This window comes from Stagnimonas sp. FW305-C-60, from assembly GCF_058782965.1.
On sequence record NZ_JBYSYF010000009.1, the window covers coordinates 1 to 20,169 of the forward strand.

Annotated in this window: 17 protein-coding genes and 1 pseudogene; 5 read left to right on the plus strand and 13 right to left on the minus strand. The window is 68.4% G+C overall.

Features of this window, described 5'->3' with window-relative positions:
* Window positions 1-194 (plus strand): annotated as a pseudogene (locus tag AC3WT6_RS16710) (hypothetical protein); the annotation flags it as partial.
* Between the two features lie 61 nt (window positions 195-255).
* On the opposite strand, the gene AC3WT6_RS16715 reads toward AC3WT6_RS16710, so the two are convergent.
* The 4 genes from AC3WT6_RS16715 to AC3WT6_RS16730 all read right to left on the minus strand — a co-directional run bounded on the left by AC3WT6_RS16715 (window position 256) and on the right by AC3WT6_RS16730 (window position 5,100).
* Window positions 256-1,113 (minus strand): SDR family oxidoreductase, encoded by an 858-nt coding sequence (locus AC3WT6_RS16715; protein WP_492654737.1) that lies wholly within the window; start codon window positions 1,111-1,113, stop codon window positions 256-258.
* 83 nt (window positions 1,114-1,196) lie between these two features.
* Window positions 1,197-1,565: a hypothetical protein gene (locus AC3WT6_RS16720; RefSeq protein WP_492654738.1), complete on the minus strand. Its 369-nt coding sequence runs from the start codon at window positions 1,563-1,565 to the stop codon at window positions 1,197-1,199.
* A gap of 24 nt (window positions 1,566-1,589) precedes the next feature.
* Window positions 1,590-4,307 carry an MMPL family transporter gene (locus tag AC3WT6_RS16725; protein WP_492654739.1) on the minus strand — a complete coding sequence of 906 codons (2,718 nt, stop codon included), beginning with the start codon at window positions 4,305-4,307 and terminating at the stop codon, window positions 1,590-1,592.
* 10 nt (window positions 4,308-4,317) lie between these two features.
* Window positions 4,318-5,100, minus strand: a complete 783-nt coding sequence (locus AC3WT6_RS16730) for an outer membrane lipoprotein-sorting protein (protein WP_492654740.1) — start codon at window positions 5,098-5,100, stop codon at window positions 4,318-4,320.
* 153 nt (window positions 5,101-5,253) lie between these two features.
* Between AC3WT6_RS16730 and AC3WT6_RS16735 the strand changes: the two genes are divergently transcribed.
* Window positions 5,254-6,234, plus strand: coding sequence for a ketopantoate reductase family protein (locus AC3WT6_RS16735; protein WP_492654741.1), 981 nt, complete (start codon window positions 5,254-5,256; stop codon window positions 6,232-6,234).
* Here the strand turns inward: AC3WT6_RS16735 and AC3WT6_RS16740 are convergent.
* Both AC3WT6_RS16740 and AC3WT6_RS16745 read right to left on the minus strand, forming a co-directional pair.
* Entirely contained in the window at window positions 6,231-6,431 is a 201-nt protein-coding gene (locus AC3WT6_RS16740; RefSeq protein WP_492654742.1) for a PLDc N-terminal domain-containing protein, read from the minus strand. The two genes, AC3WT6_RS16735 and AC3WT6_RS16740, sit on opposite strands and share 4 nt — an antisense overlap.
* A gap of 18 nt (window positions 6,432-6,449) precedes the next feature.
* Window positions 6,450-8,216, minus strand: coding sequence for a DUF885 domain-containing protein (locus tag AC3WT6_RS16745; protein ID WP_492654743.1), 1,767 nt, complete (start codon window positions 8,214-8,216; stop codon window positions 6,450-6,452).
* A 59-nt stretch (window positions 8,217-8,275) separates the two neighbouring features.
* On the opposite strand from AC3WT6_RS16745, the gene rlmKL reads away from it, so the two are divergent.
* Together rlmKL and AC3WT6_RS16755 are read left to right on the plus strand one after the other, a co-directional pair.
* Window positions 8,276-10,627: a bifunctional 23S rRNA (guanine(2069)-N(7))-methyltransferase RlmK/23S rRNA (guanine(2445)-N(2))-methyltransferase RlmL gene (rlmKL, locus tag AC3WT6_RS16750; protein ID WP_492654744.1), complete on the plus strand. Its 2,352-nt coding sequence runs from the start codon at window positions 8,276-8,278 to the stop codon at window positions 10,625-10,627.
* Between the two features lie 80 nt (window positions 10,628-10,707).
* A complete protein-coding gene (locus AC3WT6_RS16755; RefSeq protein ID WP_492654745.1) occupies window positions 10,708-12,159 on the plus strand; it encodes an alkaline phosphatase family protein in 1,452 nt (483 codons plus the stop codon).
* Here AC3WT6_RS16755 and AC3WT6_RS16760 read toward each other — a convergent pair.
* The 5 genes from AC3WT6_RS16760 to AC3WT6_RS16780 form a co-directional block, all read right to left on the minus strand.
* Window positions 12,123-12,635 carry a hypothetical protein gene (locus AC3WT6_RS16760; protein WP_492654746.1) on the minus strand — a complete coding sequence of 171 codons (513 nt, stop codon included), beginning with the start codon at window positions 12,633-12,635 and terminating at the stop codon, window positions 12,123-12,125. The genes AC3WT6_RS16755 and AC3WT6_RS16760 overlap by 37 nt on opposite strands.
* 163 nt (window positions 12,636-12,798) lie before the next feature.
* The gene (dcd, locus tag AC3WT6_RS16765) at window positions 12,799-13,365 is read right to left on the minus strand and encodes a dCTP deaminase (protein WP_123211317.1); all 567 of its coding nucleotides are present in this window, start codon (window positions 13,363-13,365) and stop codon (window positions 12,799-12,801) included.
* 22 nt (window positions 13,366-13,387) lie between these two features.
* The gene (locus tag AC3WT6_RS16770; protein ID WP_492654747.1) at window positions 13,388-13,993 is read right to left on the minus strand and encodes a hypothetical protein; all 606 of its coding nucleotides are present in this window, start codon (window positions 13,991-13,993) and stop codon (window positions 13,388-13,390) included.
* A gap of 3 nt (window positions 13,994-13,996) precedes the next feature.
* On the minus strand, window positions 13,997-15,070 hold the full coding sequence (gene apbC, locus AC3WT6_RS16775) for an iron-sulfur cluster carrier protein ApbC (protein ID WP_492654748.1): 1,074 nt from the start codon (window positions 15,068-15,070) through the stop codon (window positions 13,997-13,999).
* A gap of 116 nt (window positions 15,071-15,186) precedes the next feature.
* Complete coding sequence (locus AC3WT6_RS16780; protein WP_492654749.1) at window positions 15,187-16,494, minus strand: S8 family peptidase; 1,308 nt, start codon at window positions 16,492-16,494, stop codon at window positions 15,187-15,189.
* Window positions 16,495-16,654: 160 nt separating this feature from the next.
* On the opposite strand from AC3WT6_RS16780, the gene sbcB reads away from it, so the two are divergent.
* Window positions 16,655-18,106, plus strand: coding sequence for an exodeoxyribonuclease I (sbcB, locus tag AC3WT6_RS16785; RefSeq protein WP_492654750.1), 1,452 nt, complete (start codon window positions 16,655-16,657; stop codon window positions 18,104-18,106).
* Window positions 18,107-18,124: 18 nt separating this feature from the next.
* Here sbcB and AC3WT6_RS16790 read toward each other — a convergent pair whose 3' ends face one another.
* Together AC3WT6_RS16790 and AC3WT6_RS16795 are read right to left on the minus strand one after the other, a co-directional pair.
* Entirely contained in the window at window positions 18,125-19,561 is a 1,437-nt protein-coding gene (locus AC3WT6_RS16790; RefSeq protein ID WP_492654751.1) for an aldehyde dehydrogenase family protein, read from the minus strand.
* A gap of 69 nt (window positions 19,562-19,630) precedes the next feature.
* Complete coding sequence (locus AC3WT6_RS16795; protein ID WP_492654752.1) at window positions 19,631-20,065, minus strand: hypothetical protein; 435 nt, start codon at window positions 20,063-20,065, stop codon at window positions 19,631-19,633.
* Window positions 20,066-20,169 lie beyond the last annotated feature (104 nt).

Consider the following 20,169-nt stretch of genomic DNA (forward strand, 5'->3'; position numbering starts at 1 on the left):
CCGTAGGGGCGCGACGCAGGGGTGTGCTTTCTTTTGCTTACTTTTCTTTGCACAAGCAAAGAAAAGTGAGTCGCCAAAAGGCGAAAAAAAGCTATCAGGCCCTGCGCAGCCAGCAGAGCGCGAACGCGCGAACCACACACACGCAGACCAAGGCGAAGGCCAAGCACTCCGCCACGGCCGCCCCCCTCCCCTAGCCCTCCCCACAAGGGAAAGGAGGAAACCGCAAAGACCAGCCTTGGCGGACAGTTCTGTCGCCTACTCCGGCAGTTCCGCCACGTCCTTGGGCAGGAAGAAATCCGGCAGAAACTTGGTCGTGCCCGGCACCGCCGCATAGGCCGAGAGATCCCGCACCCCGGCTTCGTAGAGCACCAGATCATCTATGCAGAAGCGCCCGCTGAACTCCTTCGCCGGCTTGCTCAAAATCACCTGCGCGGCGTCGGCCATGATGCTGGGCAGGCGGCTCTGCTTCATCATCGGATCACCACCCACCATCTGGATCGCGGCGGTGGCGATGGTGGTACGCGGCCACAGGCTGTTGGCGGCAATGCCTTCGCGCTTGAACTCCTCGGCCCAGCCCAGGGTGCAGAGGCTCATGCCGTACTTGGCGATCGCGTAGGCGACGTTGGGGCCAAACCAGCGCGGCTCCATCGCCAAGGGCGGCGACAGGGTGAGGATGTGCGGATTGCGGCCGGCCTTGGCCGCCGCAAGTAGATGCGGCAGCACCACACGACCGGTCAGATAGGTGCCGCGCGCATTGATCCCGTTCATCAGGTCGTAGCGCTTCATGTCGGTGGCCAGCGTGCCGGTGAGCTGGATCGCGCTGGCATTGTTGACCAGGATGTCGATGCCGCCGAAGCGCGCCACCGCCTGCTGCACGGCGTCGATCACCTGCTGTTCGTCGCGGATGTCGCACTGCACCGCCAGGCCCTGACCACCGGCCTGCTCGATCTCGGCGACGGCGGTATGGATGGTGCCGGCCAGCTTGGGATGCGGCTCGGCGGTCTTGGCGGCGATCACCACATTGGCGCCGTCGCGCGCCGCACGCAGGGCGATGGCAAGGCCGATGCCGCGGCTGCCGCCGGTGATGAACAGGGTTTTGCCTTTGAGACTCATGCCGCTCTCCTCCTCTTGAGTTGGTCTGTCCGGAGTCTAGCGAGCAGCGGTGGTAATGGGGCTTGCCGGCCGCCCGCACAGGCTCATTTCGCGGTCACGATCCAGCCGCCGCCGGCGGCCGCGCGCTTCATCCGAAAGCGGGCGCTGTGAGCGCTCATTCCCCCGAACGGCGTGCGCGCCCGGAACTGCACCTCGACCTCGAAGCGCGAGGGATCGTCCGCCGAAGGCCGCAGGCTGGCGACGCGGTAGTCCTGCAAGCTGTCCGGCACTCGCAGGCGGGCGCGTACCAGCGGGCGGGTGTAGTACTCCGCTTCTGCAGCCGTCGGCGCGACTGCCGCAGCCACTGCCGCCGCGTCGGCGTTTGCCGCCGGCCCCGCAGCCAGCGCCGGCATCGCCGGCAGCAATGCCAGCAAGAGCAGTCCAGCGCGGCGCAGACGCCTCCAGGCACGCATGCCCACTGCGGTCACCGACCCGGTCTAGCTCAGCATCGCCGTCATCCGCGCGATGCGCTCGGACTGGATGCGGTTGAGGTTGCGGAACACGGTGGCGGCGATGCGCGGGTGGCGCAGACGCAGGCGCTCGAGATCCTGGCTGTCGAAGCGCAGCAGGCGGACATTGCTGGTGGCGTCGATGTTGGCGGTGCGCCGCTGGCCGAAGTAGCCGGCTTCGCCGATCACCGCGCCACGGCCCAGGGTGGCGAGGGTCTTGCGCTCGCCGTTGCGCTCCACCCAGGCCTCGACCTGGCCGTCGATGATCACGTACATGTCGCGGGCATAGTCGCCCTCGGTGATCACCCGCCGGCCGCCGGGCAGCTTCTCCATGTTCGAGAGCAGCGCGAAGGTGCGCGCCTGCCGCAGCGACAGGCCGGACAGCAGCGGGATGGTGTGCTGCGGGCTGTGGCCCAGGTCCAGGCGCAGCAGATCCCAGAGCGTGACAATGCGGGCGTAGGAGGCCAGCGCCGGGGTCAGGGTGATGTCGGAGGCCCAGGACAGGAACAGCGTGAACGCCGCCAGCGCTCCGAACTGCACCTGGCTCTTCATGTCGGCGCCGAGGAACACCAGGAAACCCAGACAGAGCGCGATCATGGTCAGGGTGATCGGCCGCAGCACTCCGGCCAGGGCGTGGTAGACCGCCTCGGTCTCGTCGCCGCGCGCCCTCGCCTCGCGATTGAAGCGCACCATGTAGTGAATGGTGTCGTCCACCGAGATGCCGAGCACGATGCTGGCGATCAGGCTGGTGGTGGGCGACAGGCCGATGCCGGTGAGCTGCAGCAGGCCGTAGTAGATCGACACCGGCACCAGATTCGGCAGCAGGGCCAGCAGTGCCGCGCGCGGCGAGGTGAAGATCACCGCCAGAATCGCCCAGATCAGCGCCGCGGTCAGCGCCACCGTCGCCCACTGGCCGGAGGTGAGCTGCGCCACCGTGCGGGTGGCGAGCAGGCTGGAGCCAGTGAGGCTGGCCGACAGTGGCGGCGGCAGCAGCGCCAGCCGCGCCTCGACGCGCTGCGCAAAAGCGGTGAGCGCGGCGGCATCGTCGACCTTCACCCGCAGCACCACGGCGGCGGTCTTGAACTGCTTGTCGAGCACCCGCTTGATCTGCTCGCCACCGGCAAACACCAGCAGCTGTTTGATCGCCGGCGCGTTGTCGGGCACCACCGCGTACACCGGGTCGCCCTCGTTGAGGCTGCGGTTGAGCAGCTTCAGCAGATCGACATAGGTGTAGACGCCGCCCACCTCGGGCTGCTGGCGCAGCCAGGCGGCGAGGCCATCGAGTTCGCGCGCCAGCGCCGGGTCGGTGAGCGCATCCGGCACATGGGTTTCGACCAGCACGGTGAGCACGTTGGCGCCGTCGAAATTGCGGTTGATCGCCTCGTAGTCGACGCGCACCGGCGCATTTTCGGGAAAGCCGCGCACGAATTCGGCGCTGGGTTCGAGCTGCAGCGCCAGCATGCCGCCACTGAGCAACAGGACGATGGCGGTGCCGATGATGAGCGCGCGGCGGCGTACCGCCAGCCGCGACAGCCGGGCGGCGATAGCGTGGTAGATCGGCTCGCGTGGTTGCCGGTAGCGGCCGCTGCCCAGGAGCTGCGCCAGCGCCGGCAGCAGGGTGAGCGAGAGCACCACCGCCAGCGCGGTGCCGATGGCGGTGAGGATGGCGAACTGGCGGATCGCCGGCAGGTCGTTGAGCAGCAGCGCCAGAAAGCCCGCACAGGTGGTCAGCGCATTCAGGCCCAGCGGCAGCGAGGAGTGCTTGAGCGCCCAGCTGGCGCGCGCGGCGCTGGCGCGGGTGTCGCTGTGCTGCACATAGTCGGCCAGCCAGTGGATGCAGTAGCACAGCCCCTGGGTGACCACCAATACCGGCGTCAGCGCAGTGAGCATGTGCAGCTTCCAGCCCAGGCACTGGGCAATCGCCAGCGTCCAGATCAGCGCCACGCTGACGGTCAGCGTGCCGGCCAGCGTCGCCCGCAGATCGCGGAAGGCCACCAGCAGCACAGCGACAATCACCAGCAGCACCATCGGCACGGTGACCATGAAGGTCTTCAGCAGGGCATCGGCGGTGGCGCGCTTGATCACCGGCGCGCCGCTGACCCGCACCACGCTGGCGCCGCTGACTTCCTTGGCCAGAGCCGTCAGCCGCTCGGGATAGCCGGCGGCGCGAAACGCCTGCTCGTCGAAGTCGTGCAGCGACAGCGCGAAGGCCGCCTCCTTGCCGTCGGCGGAGACCAGGGTGTTGCGATACACCGGGTTGTCGGCCATCTGCCCGGCCAGCAGCGGCACCCGCGCCGGATCGGCCTCGGCCTGCTGGGTAAAGCTCGACACCTCGACATCCTCGCCATTGGCGGTGAGGTTGGGCGCGCTGGCCAGCGAAAACACATCGGCCACGCCCGGCTGCTCGCGCAGGCGGTCGCTGAGGCGGGCGACGGTGGCGAGATTGGCGGCAGTGAACACCCCGTCCTCGAAGCGCACCGTCAACAGCACCGGATCGGTGTCGCCGAACACTGCGCGGGCGCGGTCGAGCACGGCGCGGTCACTGTCCTGCGCCGGCAGCAGACGCTCCATCGCCGGGTCGATGCCCAGCTTCAGCTGACGATTGGGAAAGTCAAAGACGCTGACCACCGCCAGCAGGCTGAGCAGCGCCATGCCCAGCACCACCCACCAGGGACGGGCGGCAAGACGCTCGAGCAGGCGCAGCACGCGGACCGCCTCAGTTGCCGACGTAGAAATTGCGGGAATCGAAGTAGCGGTTGGCCATGTCCTCGCCGCTCTTCACCCCGGTGATCTTCAGGCGCGTGCGGCTGCCTTCCTTCAGGTCTTCCATGGTCGCTTCCGACAGATACCAGTAGCTGCCGGAGCGGCTTAGCGCCTTGATCGGACTGGTGAGCCGCTTGCGCACGGTATTGCCTTCGAGAAACTCCACCTTCAGCGCCACGCAGCTCTCGTCGTCGACCCAGGCGCGGATCAGGCTGTAGCGCGAACCGCTTTCCGCATGCGGCACCACCGACAGCCGCTTCACCGGCCGGCCGTCCAGCTTCTCGGTGGCCTCGATCGTGGGCTGGTTGCCGCTGAAGGCGTTGTGGATCTGCTTGATGTCGGAATACGAGAGATCGGTGCCAAACAAGGGGCCGTCGCTGCTGCCGCCGGTGATCCGCCGCACCTTGTTGAGCGCCGGCAGAAACACGTACATCTCGTCGGCCTTCTCGCCCTCGCGCAGCAGGTAGGAGGCGCCGTTGACGTCATTGGGCGCCACCAGCCGCAGCATCGCCCGCAGTTTTTCGTTCTCGCGCTTGGCATACAGGCGGCCACGCAACAGGCGGCTGCCGCCGCCGCGGTCGGTGGCGGCAAGGTCGAACTCCTGGATGCGCAGGGTCTGCGGGATATTGGCGCGCATGCAGCTCATCAGCTGCTCTTCCGGCGCGCCTGCATGCGCGGCGCTCGCCAGCCAGCTCAGGGCCAGCGCGCCAAAACCGCGCAACAGCGTACGACGCATACTCAACTCCCTGACTTGAGGCTGTAATCCCGGCGGCAGTGTAGCCGGGGCCGACCGGCGGCGCGTAAGCTCGCCGCCATTGCCCCTGCACCGCGCGCCTGGCCCAGAGCTCGCCGCGGACCACCACAGCAGCCGGCCTGGAGGAAGCTCAACATGATCACCCTCGTCGGTGCCGGCGCGGTCGGCATCACGCTCGCCAGCTATCTGGCTGCCGCTGGCCGGCCGCTGCGGCTCTATGTACGCGCCAAGGATCGCGCCGCCTTCGAGCAGGCCGGCCGGCTGCGCCTGGAGCGGCCACGCGGCGGCGCGCTGGAGGCGCCGCTGCCGGCGCTCACCGAGCGACTTGTCGACGCCGATACCCGTTATCTGCTGATCGCCACCAAGTTCGGCGCGCTGGACGGCGTGATCGACGCGCTCGGCACGCCGCCGCCGGAGCTGAGCCTGGTCTCCACGCTCAACGGCGTGCGTGCGCTGCCGCGTCTGCGCGAGCGGCTGCCACAGACGCCGGCGCTGGCTCTGACCATCATGCTCAACGCCCAGCATCTGGGACCGCTGCACGCGCAGCTCACCACCAAACCGGCGGTGATCCTCGCCGACGGCGATGACCAGTTGCGCGGCCTCTTCGAGGGCAGTGGCCTGGCCGTCGGCCGCAGTCGGGGCGAGGAGGCCTGCTGGGGCAAGCTGCTGATCAATCTCGCCAACGCCGTCGGTGCCCTGACCCAGAGCACCTTCCGCGACCTGCTCAGCGAACCCGACCTGCGGCTGATCTTCGCCGCCGTGCTGGAAGAAGCAGTGGACCGCATCGAGGCGGCGCAGATTGCCTACAAGCTGCCCATGCCCCTGCCCCAGGCCGCCTACCGGCAGCTGTTGCTGCGCGGCGGGCCGCTGACCTGGTGGCTAGCGCGGGTCAAGAACGGCCTCGACGACGGCGCCTATCCCAGCATGGTCTCGGATGTGCGCGCCGGTCGCGGCACCGAGGTGCGCCAGCTCAACGGCGAGATCGTGGCACTCGGTGAAAAACTCCATTGGCCGGCGCCGCTCAACGCCCGGCTGCTGGAACTGGTCGAGGCCCTGGACCTGCGCCAGCCGCAGCGCCGCAGCCCGGCGGAGCTGCGTCGGGAACTCGGCCTCTAGCCGGCCTTGGCGCGCGGCCCAGCCAGCCACCAGATGATGAAGCCGAGTATGGGCAGCAATAGCACCAGCAGGGTCCACACCACCTTCTTGCCCACCGTCTCGCTGCTGCTGAAGATGCTGAACAGCGCGTAGAGATCGGCCGCCAGGACCAGCAATCCGAATAGGCCGCCGTAACCGCCACCGAGGTTCATGTGCATGTCTGCGCTCCTTTCACTTCAGGGTTTGGCGGCGTCTTCCGGCCGCATCAGAGATTCGATCACCGCCACCGGCGCGCTGCCGAAGCTCAGGAAGCGCTCGTGGAAGCGCTTCAGGTCAAAGCGCGGCCCCAGTTCGGCCTTCAGCCGCTCGCGGTAGTCGTAGATCGCCGAATAGCCGGCGAAGTAGCTGGTCAGCTGCACCTGGCTCAGCGTCGCCCGCCGCCACTTGCCGCGCGCCTCGGTCTCGCTCTGAAAAGCCTCGTCGCGGATCAGGTCCAGCACCTGCTGCTCGGACCAGCCCAGCACCTGGATGCCGTAGTCGAGCAGGGTGTTGGTGACCACCCGCAGCAGCCATTTGCTGTGGATGAACTCCATCTCCGGCTCGAAGCCGCCCCAGCCGCTCTCCAGCATCATCTTCTCGGCGTACACCGCCCAGCCTTCAACCATCGCGCCGTTGCCGAACAGGGTCTTGATCCGGCTCGGTGACTTGTTGGCGTGCAACAGCTGCACGTAGTGGCCGGGCACCGCCTCGTGGATGTTGAGCACCTGCAACTGCCAGTGGTTGTACTCGCGCAGGAAGCTCTCGGCCTGCTCTGGCGTGTAGTTGCTGAGCGGTGAGACGTTGTAGTAGGTGTTGGCGGTAGGGTCGTAGGGTCCGGGGGCATTGATGCTGGCGATGGAGAAGCCGCGCATGTACACCGGCGTCTCGCGCACCTGCAGCGGCCGCGTCGCATCCTGGCCGACCAGATCGTGCTCGCGCACCCAGGCTTCCAGCAGAGGAATCTGCCGCTTCACCTCGGGGATGAAGTTTTCCGGCGTGGTGTGGTTTTCCGAAAGCTTGCCGATCAGGGCCGCGATCTTCGCCACCCGGTCGGCGGGGGGCGCGGTGTCGGGGAAGTACTTGGGCCAGAGCTGCTCGGCGAGCACCGCCATGCGCGCATGCAGGCGCTCCTTCTCGGCCTGCGCGCGCTCATAGAGCTGCTTGGCACTGGCGCCGGACTGCACCTCGTAGCCGAACTTGGTTTCGTACAGCGCCTCGCCGAGCCGGAAGCTGCGGGCACCGCCGTGCGCGGCGAGATCGGCGTCGAGCACCTTGAGCCAGGCGAGGTAGTCGCTGACCGCCGCCCGCGCCTTGCCCAGGCGTTGCAGGAACAGGGTGCGCTCGGCGGCGCTCAGGCCGGAACCGGCCAACTGCGTTTCCAGCGGCTTGCCCAGCACGTCAAGGGCGCCGGCGTTCTGCTGGATCGCCAACTGCGTGTGCTCGCGGGTGGGCTGGCTCACCGCCGCCTTCGCCGCCGCGTAGTAGGCCGGCACCGCCGCCAGCCGGCGCAGCACCACGCGCAGGCGCTCCGGCTCCGGCGCATAGGGCGTGTTCAGCAGCAGCGCAAAGGGCTCGGCGACGTTGTAGAGCGCCGGATTCCACTGCCATTCCTTCAGCTCGCGTAACGACCAGCGCTCCAGCTCCAGGCGGTTGGAGAGCACCGCCCAGTCGCTGCGATGGCTCTCGTCCAGGGCCTGAGGATCGACGGCGGCCAGCGCCGCCAGCTGGCGGTCGAGATAGCGCAGGTAGCCGGCGCGGGCGGCGGCGCTGGGCGCCAGCAGGCGGTCGGCGTAGCGGTAATAGCCGTTGCTGATGCCCGCATCTGGGTTCTCGCGCCAGTAGCCATCGAGAAAGGTATCGCCGAAGCGCTGCTCGAAGGCGGCATCCGCCGTGCCCGCGCGAGCCAGGCCGGACGTACCGCACAGGGCCAGGCATAGAGCCAGCCATCCCCAGTTCTTGCTCACGAGGCAACTCCTTTGCATGGACGCCGCATGATAACGAGGCGGCTGCGAGATAATGCGCCATGAGCGATAGCCCCTCCGCAGTTACCCCGGCCTCCGAGCCCAGCCCCGAACTGAGCTCGGCCGCCGCCCAGGCCATGCCCCTGTTCGCCACCTGTCCGCGCGGCGTCGAGCCACTGCTGCTGGAGGAACTGCGCAGCCTGGGCGCGGCCAGCGTCAAGGAAACCGTTGGCGGCATCCACGCCAGTGGCGACCTCGCCTTTGCCTACAAGGCCTGCCTGTGGTCGCGCCTGGCCTCGCGCATCCTGATGCCGCTGCAACGCTTCCCCCTGAGTGGCGGCAGCGGTCCGCACGCCGGCAGCGAGGTGCTCTACGCCGCCGCCCACGCCATCGACTGGCCGGAACTGTTCGACGCCCGTTTCAGCTTCGCCATCGAGGTCGCCGGCCGTTCGCAGATCGTCACCCACAGCCACTACGCGGCGCTGAAGGTGAAGGACGCGGTCGCCGACCGCTTCCGTGCCGCCGTCGGCAAGCGCCCCGACGTCGATGCCGAGGCGCCGGACATCCGCATCCATCTGCACCTCGATGGCGAGTTTGCGACGCTGTCGCTGGATCTGGCCGGCGAGTCCCTGCACCAGCGCGGCTACCGCCATCGCGGCGTCACCGCGCCGCTGAAGGAAAACCTCGCCGCCGCCCTGCTGCTGCGCGCCGGCTGGCCGGCCATCGCCGCCCGTGGCGGCGGCCTGCTCGACCCCATGTGCGGCAGCGGCACCCTGGTGATCGAGGCCGGCTGGATCGCCGCCGACATCGCCCCCGGCCTGTTGCGCGAGCGCTGGGGCTTTGCCGCCTGGAATGAGCATCAGCCCAAGCTCTGGCGCACCCTGCGCGAGCAGGCCGAGGGCCGCCGCGAGCGCGGGTTGAAAGCCGAGTTGCCGGCCCTGGTCGGCCGCGATCTGGACCCAGCGGCGATCTCCGCCGCGCGCACCAACGGCCAGCGCGCCGGGCTCACCGGCAAGGTCGATTTCACCGTCGGCGACGCCACCGCCGCGACACCGCCGGCCGGCGCGCCGGGCCTGGTGATCTGCAACCCGCCCTACGGCGAGCGGCTCGCCAACGAGGCCGAGCTGGTGAAGCTGCACTCGCTCTACGGCAGCCGGCTGAAAGCGGCCTTCGGCGGCTGGCGGGCGGCGCTGTTCACCGGCCGCCCCGACCTCGGCCACCGTCTGGGCCTGCGTGCCGACAAGCTTTACGCCTTCTACAACGGCGCCCTGCCCTGCAAGCTGCTGCTGATGGATGTGCATGCGCAGGCCGCCGGCGCCGCGCCGGCGCTGGTCAGCGAACAACTGACTGAAGGCAGCGAGCCGGATTCCGGCACCGCCTTGGCGGTATCCAAACCCTCGCCGCTGGGTAGCGGCGAGCGCAAGGAGGTCGCGCCCGACTTCGCCAACCGCCTGCGTAAGAACCTCAGCCACCTCAACAAGTGGGCCAAGCGCAGCGGCGTGAGCAACTACCGCCTCTACGATGCCGATCTCAAGGACTACGCGGTCGCCGTCGACCTCTACGCAACCCCCGAACGCCACGCGGTGGTTCAGGAATACGCGCCGCCGAAAACCATCGAGCCGGCCGCCGCCGAACGCCGTCTGCGCGAGGCGCTGACGGTGATCCAGCAGGTGCTGGAACTGCCCTCGGCCAACCTGCACTACAAGCTGCGCCGCGCCCAGAAGGGCCCCAGCCAGTATCAGCGCCAGGCCGACACCGAGCGCTACCACATCGTGCAGGAGCACGGCGCCAAGCTGTGGGTGAACTTCGACGACTATCTCGACACCGGCTTGTTCCTCGACCACCGGCCGATGCGCCTGCGCCTGCAGAAGGAATGCGCCGGCAAGCGCTTTCTCAACCTCTTCTGCTACACCGGCGCGGCAACCGTGCAGGCGGCGGTGGGCGGCGCGGCGCAGACGCTGTCGGTGGACCTCTCCAACACCTATCTCGACTGGCTGGCGCAGAACCTGGAGCTGAACCAGATCGCCTGCACCGAGGTGGACGGCCGTGGCCCGCTGCCGACCCGGCTGCCGGCGCACGCGACGCTGCGCGCCGACTGTCTGGAATGGCTGGCGCGCACCGCCGCCGATCCGCGCGCGCCCCAGTTCGACGTGATCTTCTGCGACCCGCCGACCTTCTCCAACTCCAAGAAGATGGAGGACAGCTGGGACGTGCAGCGCGACCACGCGGCGCTGATCGCCGACGCCATGCGCCTGTTGGCGCCCGGCGGCGTGCTCTATTTCAGCTGCAACCGCCAGCGCTTCAAGCTGGACGCGCTGGAGGGCTATCAGGTGCGCGACATCAGCCCGCAGACCCTGGACGAGGATTTCAAGCGGCCACCACCGGCGCACCGCTGCTGGCGCATCACCGCCTAGCGCAAACACAGGGAATTCATCGGCGCGAAACATCGCGCCGCTAGGCTTGCCGGCTGCTGACTGAATGCCGGTTACGCCCCATGTCTGACAACGATTCCTTCGACATTTCCCGCCGGCGGGTGCTGGCCGGCCTCGCCGGCTCCGCCGCCGGAGCCTCCCTGCTCGCCGCCTGCGCCAGTTCCGAAGCACCGAGCGACAACGGCCTGCCCGCGGACTACGTCCCGGCCCAGCATCCGCCGGCCGGCAAAACGCTGCCCAAGCCGGAGGACAGCGGCATCGAGCACATCGTGGTGGTGATGATGGAGAACCGCTCCTTCGATCACATGCTCGGCTGGGTGCCCGGCGCCAATGGCCGCCAGGCCGGCCTGCGCTTCCCCAACGTCGAAGGCAAGAGCGTCGAGACCTTCCGGCTTTCCAGCGATGCCGACTACGGCTACCAGAGCTGCGGCTGGGCCGACCCCGACCACGGCTACAACGGTGGTCGCGTGCATCTCAACAACGGCAAGCTCGATGGCTGGCTGCTCACCGACGACACCAAGCTCAACCCGGCAGACAAGTTCCCGGTTGGCTATTTCACCGGCGAGGATCTGCCCTTCTACAAGGGCATGGCGGAGCACTGGACCGTCTGCGACCAGTACTACCACGGCATCCTCAGCTCCACCTACCCCAACCGCATCTACATGCACTCGGGGGAAACCGACCGGCTCAGCAACGGCTTCGACCGCTGCGCGCTGCCGACCATCTGGGACCGGCTGGCGGCCAAGGGCGTCAGCGGCAGCTACTACTTCCAGGATCTGCCGCTGACCGCGCTCTGGTACGAGCAGCACCTCAACGTCAGCCTGCCCTACGCCACGTTCCTGCTGCAGGCTTCGCTGGGCCTGCTGCCGGCGGTGAGCTATGTGGAGCCGCGCTTTCTCGGCGAGAACCCCCAGGGCATCTCCAACGACGACCACCCGGTAGCCGATGTGCGCGACGGCCAGGCCTTCCTCAATCAGGTCTACGAGACGCTGCGCAACTCGCCGAACTGGGACAAGACCCTGCTGATCATCAACTACGACGAATGGGGCGGCTTCTTCGACCACGTGGTGCCGCCGCTGGCGCCGTTGTCGGAGGCGGAGAAAGCCCTGGGCAACGACGGTCGTCTGGGCTTCCGGGTGCCCTGCCTGCTGGCCGGGCCGCGCGTTGCCAAGGGCGTCAGCTCGCTGCCTTTCGATCCGCAGTCCATCCTCAACCTGATCACCTGGCGCTTTGGCCTGGACCCGATCGGGCCGCGCGCCGACTGGTCGCTGAACCTCGCCTACGCGCTGGACTTCGACAATCCGCCGCGCAGCGACAAGCCGGCCTTCGATGTGCCCGCCGGCCCGCACGGCCGGCTGTGCACCACCGGCACGCCGCTGGACACAGTACTGGGCGTGTCCTCGGCCAAGACCATGGAAACCCGCGCCGCCGAATCGCACTATGGCGAGTGGCTGGTGCTGCGCGAGATCGCGCGCCGCTACGGCTTCCCCGAACCCTCCGCCGGCGGCGGGTAACGGAAGCTCAGCACGCCGCCCACCGGCAGGCCCGGCCAGCGCGCCAGCATCTGCTCCAGGGCGGCCTGCAGCGCCCGCCAGCGCGCCTCGGGCAGCTCCGGCATCGGCAAGTGGTAGTAGGCGAAGGACTCGGCGCACTGACGGCGCAATTCCTGCCAGTCCGGTGACTGGCTCCAGTCCACCCAGTCGAGGGTGCTGGCGATGGTCTCGGCATTCACCGAGTCCTCGGTGCCGGCATCGAAGCCGGCGAAGCTGCCTGTGGCCGGCTCTTCGCGGACATTCTGGTTGTGCAGCAACTGGCCGAACATGGCGTCGCCGAAACCCAGTTCGGTCTCCACCAGCCAGTGCAGCAGATCGTGCGGCAGGCCCGGCTGGTGCGGCGTCACCATCGCCAGGCTGCGCCCGTCGCTACGGGTGCAGCGCAGGATGCTGGTGACCGGGGTGACCTTCTCGAAGCGGACTTCCAGGCTGGGCATGCCGGCGCCGTCCGCGAGGCTCAGGTACGCGGCAGGGTCACACCGCGCTGGCTCTGGTACCGGCCACCACGATGGCCGACGCGAGCCACCCAGCGAGGGCCCCGCGTAGCGGGATCGACGGCAAGGCGAGTCGGCGCCGGGTCGCGGCAAGGGGTCGGCATGATCAGGTGCGCGGCAAAGTCACACCGCGCTGGCCCTGATACTTGCCGCCGCGATCCTTGTAGCTGGTCTCGCAGACCTCGTCCGATTCGTAGAACAGCATCTGCGCCACACCCTCGTTGGCGTAGATCTTCGCCGGCAGGGTGGTGGTGTTGCTGAATTCCAGGGTCACATGGCCCTCCCACTCCGGTTCCAGCGGGGTGACGTTGACGATGATGCCGCAGCGCGCATAGGTACTCTTGCCCAGGCAGACCACCAGGGTGGAACGCGGAATGCGGAAGTACTCGACGGTACGCGCCAGCGCGAAGGAATTGGGCGGGATGATGCAGACGTCCGACTTCACGTCGATGAAGCTCTTCGGGTCGAAGGCCTTCGGGTCGACGATGGTGGAGTTGATGTTGGTGAAGATCTTGAACTCGTCGGCGCAGCGCACGTCGTAGCCGTAGCTGGAAGTGCCGTAGCTGACGATCTTGTGACCGTCGGCGGCCACCCGCACCTGGCCGGGCTCGAAGGGCTCGATCATGCCTTGCGCCGCCATGCGGCGGATCCACTTGTCCGATTTGATGCTCATCGCGTCCGTCTAGTCTTGTTGGTCATTTGCCACGGAGAAACACCGAGGCCGAGCGCACCCACAACAGCTCGCAGGCGCCGGCACCGGTGTCGGATCGGGTCAGCGAGCTCTGCCATTGCCAGCCGTCTTCGGCAGCGACGTCCACCAGCCAGCCGTCCAGCGCCACCACCTGCCCCGGGCGCATTCTAGCGAGCGCGCGGCGCACGCTGTCGTCGGCGGGAATCAAATGGGTGTTGGCGGCGTGGCGCAGCATCTCGGCTTCGCCCACCGGCGGCTGCTCGCCCCAGCGCAGCCAGAAATAGCGGCCGGACTGGCTGATCTCCAGCGCGTCCAGCACCCGGCTGTCCGACATCACCCCCCAGCCCAGCGCGAAGTCCAGCGGCGACAACTCCGCCTCGCGGCCCAGGTGATAGGCCTCACGCGAGAGCAGGCGGGCGCGGAGGTGATAGCTGGCGCGCGGAGTGAGCCGATACGCCTCGTGCGCGAAGGCGGGGGTGCCGAGCGTCTCCTGTTGTGGGTCTTCCGCCACCAGCACGCCGTCGGCCTGCTGCACCGGGCGCAAGCGCCACCACTGGCCGGCCTGCCAGGCACAGAGCGCCAGCAGCAGCGTCAGCCACAGCCGCGACATCGCTCAGGCGATCTCGATGGAGGGGAACGCCGCCTGCGCCGCACCGTGCGCCAGCCGGGCGGCGGCGGTGCGGGCGATGGCGCGGTAGCTCTGCGCCTCGGCCGAGTCCGGCTCGGCAATCACGGTCGGGCGCCCGCCATCGGCCTGGGCGCGGATCTTCGCCGACAGCGGCAGCGAGCCAAGCAACTCGGTGCCGTATTCGCGCGCCAGCTTCTCGCCGCCACCGGCGCCGAAGATGTGCTCGCTGTGGCCGCAGTTGGGGCAGCAGTAGATGGCCATGTTCTCGACGATGCCGAGCACCGGCACCTCGACCTTGCGGAACATCTGCAGGCCCTTGCGGGCGTCGAGCAGGGCAATGTCCTGTGGCGTGGTGACGATCACCGCGCCGGAGACCGGGATCTTCTGCGAAAGCGTGAGCTGGATGTCGCCGGTGCCCGGCGGCAGGTCGACGACTAGATAGTCCAGGCCCTGCCAGTCGGTCTCACCCAGCAGCTGGTTGAGCGCCTGGGTGGCCATCGGGCCGCGCCAGATCATCGGCTGGTCGTCGTCGATCAGAAAACCGATGCTCATCACCTGCAGGCCCTGCGCCTCGATGGGATGCATGCGCCGGCCGTCCGGCGAGGTCGGGCGGGAGCCGTCGACACCCAGCATGCGTGGCTGGCTGGGGCCGTAGATGTCGGCATCGAGCAGACCCACACGCGCGCCTTCCAGCCGCAGCGCCAGCGCCAGATTGGCCGCCACCGTGCTCTTGCCGACGCCGCCCTTGCCGGAGGCGACGGCGATGATGTTCTTGATCTCCGGCAGCGGCTGCAGATTGCGCCGCAAGGCCTGCGACTGAATGCGCCAGCTCAGGCTCACCTCGGCCTCGACGCCGCAGCGGTCGCGCAGCGTCTGGGCCACCGCCAGGCAAAAGCTCTCGCGGATGCCGGCGGCCGGGAAGCCCAGTTCGATCTCCACTACCGGCCGACTGCCGGTCTGCACCGACTTAACCACGCCAGCGCTGACCAGGCCCTGACCGAGCAGGGGGTCGATGTGGGTATCGAGGGCGGCAAGCAGGGTTTCGCGGCTTAGGCTCATGGCTAGGACGGGGCAAAAACGGACCGCAGTCTAGCACCGGCTCACCGCGCGTCCGCCGAAGGCGACAGACACAAAAAAGGCGGGCACTAGGCCCGCCTTCCTTGCCGCGTTCGCGCTCAGTGCGCGGTGTACAGCAGCGCGTTGGGCGAGCCGGCGCCGAGGCCGGTCAGCACGCCGGGAGTGGCGTCGCCGAGCAGGCTGTTGGCGACTTCGTCCGGCGAGGCGGTCGGGTTCAGACCCAGCACCAGCGCGGCGGCGCCGGCAACGTGCGGGCTGGCCATCGAGGTGCCGGACAGCACCGTCGAGCCGCTGTTGTTGCTGTAGTCGGCCGAGGTGATGTCGGAGCCAGGCGCGAAGATGTCGACACAGGCGCCAAAGTTGGAGAACGAGGACATCGCATCGGTATTGGTGGTGGAGCCGACGGTGATCGCGTCCGGCACCTTGTTCGGCGAGCCCGAGCAGGCGTTGGCGGAATCGTTGCCGGCCGCCACCGCGATGGAGACACCGCTGGCGATCAAGTTCTGCACGGCGGCGTCCAGGGCAGCCGAGTCACCGCCGCCCAGCGACATGTTGGCCACCGCCGGATGCTGGGCGTTGGCAGCCACCCAGTCGACGCCGGCGATCACGCCCTCGTTGGACCCGGAGCCGCTGCAACCGAGCACGCGCACCGAATGGATGGTGGCCTTCTTGGCGACGCCATAGCTGGTGCCGACCGCGGTGCCGGCGACATGGGTGCCGTGGCCGTTGCAGTCGGTGGTATCGGCGGCATCGGTGGGGCCGGAGAACAGCCCCAGGCCAAAGTCCAGCGCCGCGAGGTTGAGCGGGACCAGCCCGGTGAGCAGGCCACCCAGGAGACCGCCGACCAGACCGTCGTTGTTGGGGGCAAAGTTGCGGCCGGCGCCGACGCGGCCGGTGAACTCGCTGTGGTTGGGGTTGAGGCCGGTGTCGATCACGTAGACGTTGACGCCGGCGCCGCCCTGGTCACGGTAGATGTACTGGCCGTTGAGCGGCATGCTGCGCTGGTCGACGCGATCCAGTCCCCAGGTAGCGCCGGTCTGGGTGGCCGTGGCGCTCATCACCTGATCGGCTTCGACCGAAGCCACGTAGGGCAGCTTGGCCAGCGCCGCGGCCTGGTTGGCGCTCATCCGCGCCGAGAAGCCGAGCAGGGCCGCCTGGTAGTGGTTGATCACCTGACCACCACCCACCTGGGCCAGCACCGACTGCACCAGGCTCTGGACGCCCTGGCCACGGTAGGACTTGGGCAGCGCCTCCGGCTTGAGCACGACGATGTACTGATTGGGGATGATGCGGGCCTGCGACGCCGCTGCGGCCGGAGCCGAGGAGGCGGGCATGGCGGCGAGGGTGGCGCAGCCGGCAACGGCGGCGGTAAACACGGATTTCAGCAGCTTGCTACGAGCGGTCATGGGAATCCTGAGCGACGTGGAGGGGAGTAGTAGTGCAGTCCAGCAAGAGAACATCCGATGATTGGCAACGGCCGCCCGACGGATGGGTTGACGGCAATGCTCACAAATTTACTTTCCGATCAGCAACCAGAACCAACTGTCAGGTGATAAGTAGGTCACGATGAGCACCACTCCCAGCTTCCTCTGGCACGACTACGAGACTTTCGGCGCCGACCCCGCCAGGGACCGGCCCAGCCAGTTCGCCGCGCAGCGCACCAATGCCGAACTGGAGCCGCTGGGAGAGCCGATCCTGCTCTACTGCCAGCCGTCGATCGACGTGCTGCCCCACCCCGACGCCTGCCTGCTCACCGGCATCAGTCCGCAGCAGGCGCGCGAACTGGGCGTGCCGGAATACGAGTTCGCCCGCCAGATCGCCGAGGCCTTCGGCCAGCCCGGAACCTGTGGCGCCGGCTACAACTCGATCCGCTTCGACGACGAGGTGACCCGGCATCTGCTCTACCGCAACTTCTATGATCCCTACGAGCGGGAATGGCGCGGCGGCAACTCGCGCTGGGATCTGATCGACGTGGTGCGGCTCTGGCATGCCCTGCGCCCGCAGGGTCTGGAATGGCCGAAGCGGGAGGACGGCGCCACCAGCTTCAAGCTGGAGCATCTGAGCGCCGCCAACGCTTTGAATCACGCCAAGGCCCATGACGCGCTCTCCGACGTCGAAGCCACCATCGCCCTTGCCCGCCGCCTGCGCCAGGCGCAGCCGCGGCTGTTCGAGCACGCCCTGAAGCTGCGCGACAAGCGCTATGCCGCCAGCCTGCTCGACGTCAGCGCGATGACCCCAGTGTTGCACGTCTCCTCAAAGATTCCGGCCAGTCGCGGCTGCCTGGCGGTGATCGTGCCGCTGGCGCGCCATCCGACCAACAACAACTGCGTGCTGACCTACGACCTCGGCCAGGACATCGAGGAACTGCTCAGCCTGGACCCCGAGGAACTGCGCGAGCGGGTGTTCGCCCGCGCCGAAGACCTGCCCGAGGGCGTCGCGCGGCTGCCGCTGAAAGGCGTGCACCTCAACAAGTCGCCGATGCTCTCGCCGCTCTCGGCCCTGCGCGCCACCGACGCCGAGCGCTGGGGCATCGACCTCGCCGCCTGCCAGGAACGGCGCGAGGCCTTGTACGCGCTGCGCGAGGCGCTGGCGACCAAGGTGCAGGAGGTGTTCAGCGCGCCCGAGTACGGCGAGCAGGACCCCGAGCTCTCGCTCTACGGCGGCTTTCTGCCCGACGAGGACAAGGCCAAGCTCGCCAAGGTCCGCGCCGCCAGCGGCGACGCGCTCTGGCGCTACCAGGACAGCTTCAAGGACCCGCGTTACGACGAGCTGCTGTTCCGCTACCGCGCCCGCCACTTCCCGGGCTTTCTCGACGAGGAGGAAAAGGCCCGCTGGCAGGACTTCGTGCAGCGCAAGCTGCACTACGACACCGGCCTCGCCAGCCTCACCCTGGAAGCCTACGAAGCTCTGCTCGCCGAGCGTTTCGCCGGCGAACACCAGCCCGAGCGCCTGCGGCTGTTGCAGAAGCTCAAGGACTGGCCGGTGGAATCGGGTCTGCTGCGGTTGCTGGAAAGCTGAGCGCAATCCGCAATCCGCCTAGCGAACAATCTCCCTGGACTTGAGAACCAGCATCTTGCGCACCTGCAGCTCGTGCATGGTGTGGGGAATGCCGCCGACGCCGTAGCCGGAATGCTTGAGCCCGGCGAAGGGCATCCAGTCGACGCGGAAAGCAGTGTGGTCGTTGACCATCACTGCCGAGGCATCGAGGCGCTGGTAGCAGCGCAGGGCGGTGTCGAGATCGCGGCTGTACACCGCCGCCTGGAAAGCCACCGACAGGCTGTTGGCACGGGCGATGGCCTCGTCCAGCTGGCTATAGCGGTAGACGCAGACCACCGGCCCGAACACTTCCTGGTTCGAGACCTCGGCCTCGGCCGGCGGGTCGAGTAGCAGGGTCGGCGCATAGCAGGTGGCGGACAGCGGCTCGCCGCCGCACAGCAGGCGCGCGCCGCCGGCCACGGCCTTCTTCACCCAGGCGTCGATGCGCTGCACCTCGGCGGGCGAGATCAGCGGCCCCACCTCGGTCTCGGCCAGGGTCGGATCGCCGACCTTGAGACGCTGCGCCGCTTCCGCCAGACGCTGCGCCAGGGTCTCGGCGATGGTCGCCTCGGCATAGACCCGCTGTACCGACACGCAGACCTGGCCGGCGTGGTAGTAGCCGCCCTTGGCGAGGCTGGGTACCACGGCGTCGAGATCGGCGTCGGCGGCGACGATCACCGGCGCCACGCCGCCGTGCTCCAGCGCGCAGCGCGCGCCGGGAGCCAGCTGGCTCTTGAGCTTCCAGCCCACCGCCGCGCTGCCGATGAAGCTGAGGAAGGCAACTCGGGGATCGCTGACCATCACCGTGGTCAGCTGGTTGTCCACCGGCAGCACCAGCTGCACCCAACCCTCGGGCAGGCCGGCCTCGTGGAGAATGTCGACAAAGCGCTGGCAGGACAGCGGTGTGGCCTTGGCCGGCTTCACCAGCACCGGGCAGCCCACCGCCAGCGCCGGCCCGACCTGGTGGGCGATGAGATTGAGCGGATGGTTGAAGGCGGAGACCGCCACCACCACGCCGATCGGCTCCAGCTGAGTGAAGGCGATGCGCTGGGCGCTGGAAGCGGTGGCCCCCATCGGCACCACCTCGCCGGCCTCGCTGCGCAGGGTTTCGATGCAGAGCTTGAGCGAGTCGATGGCGCGCGCCACCTCGACCCGGCTGTCGATCAGAGGCTTGCCACCTTCGCGGGCGGCTTCCACCGCCAGCTCTTCGGCACGCGCCTGCATGCGGGCGATGGCGCCTTCGAGCACGGCAATGCGCTTGGGCATGGGCAGCCAGGCGTCGCGATTGCGGAACAGCGCATGTGCCCTGGCCAGGGCGCGTTCCACCGCTACCGCGTCGGCCAGACCGATCTGGCCAATGGGACTGCGGTCATAGGGCGCCTCGACCCGCAGCGTCGTGGCCGTCGGCTCCTGAGGGCGGGACTGGGAAGGGCTCATGCCGGCGCGACCGATGGGAACGGGCGGCTAGTCTGCGGCCGCCCGCGCCGCTTGCCCAGCCGCGGTGATTCAGGGCGCGAGAGCCGCAGCCGCGTCCTGGTGGTACGCGAGCAACTGCTCAAGTTCCTGGTAGTGGGCAAATACCCGCTCGTGTTCCAGGTACGGCAGGTCGCTCTGCAGTCGCAGATTCACGCCGTAGCCGGAGGCATTCCAGTAGCGCTCCGGCAGCGACAGCCCGTACTGCCAGCCGCCATCGGCCTGCCAGAACCAGGTCTTGGTGCGTGGCGCGTAATAGAAGCCGCCATCGGGGTAGTAGACGTATTCGCGGGTCGAGCCGGAGACCTCATCCGACGCCAGCGCCGGAACCGCGATCTCGGCCGGCACCAGTTTCGCGGCGGCGATGGTGGGCGCTGCGGGCACCAGGCGGGGCAATAGCAGCGGCGCCAATCCCAGGGCGGCGAGCAGGCTCAGCGCGAGCCCATACCGCATCAACAGGTTGCTCATGGGGAACTCCTGAATATCGGGTGTCCCCAAGCTAGGCCTGGCGGCCTGAACCGGCTCTGAACTCCGCCCCCGAAAGGCGGGAGCCGCCTGGCCGGGTGGCATAA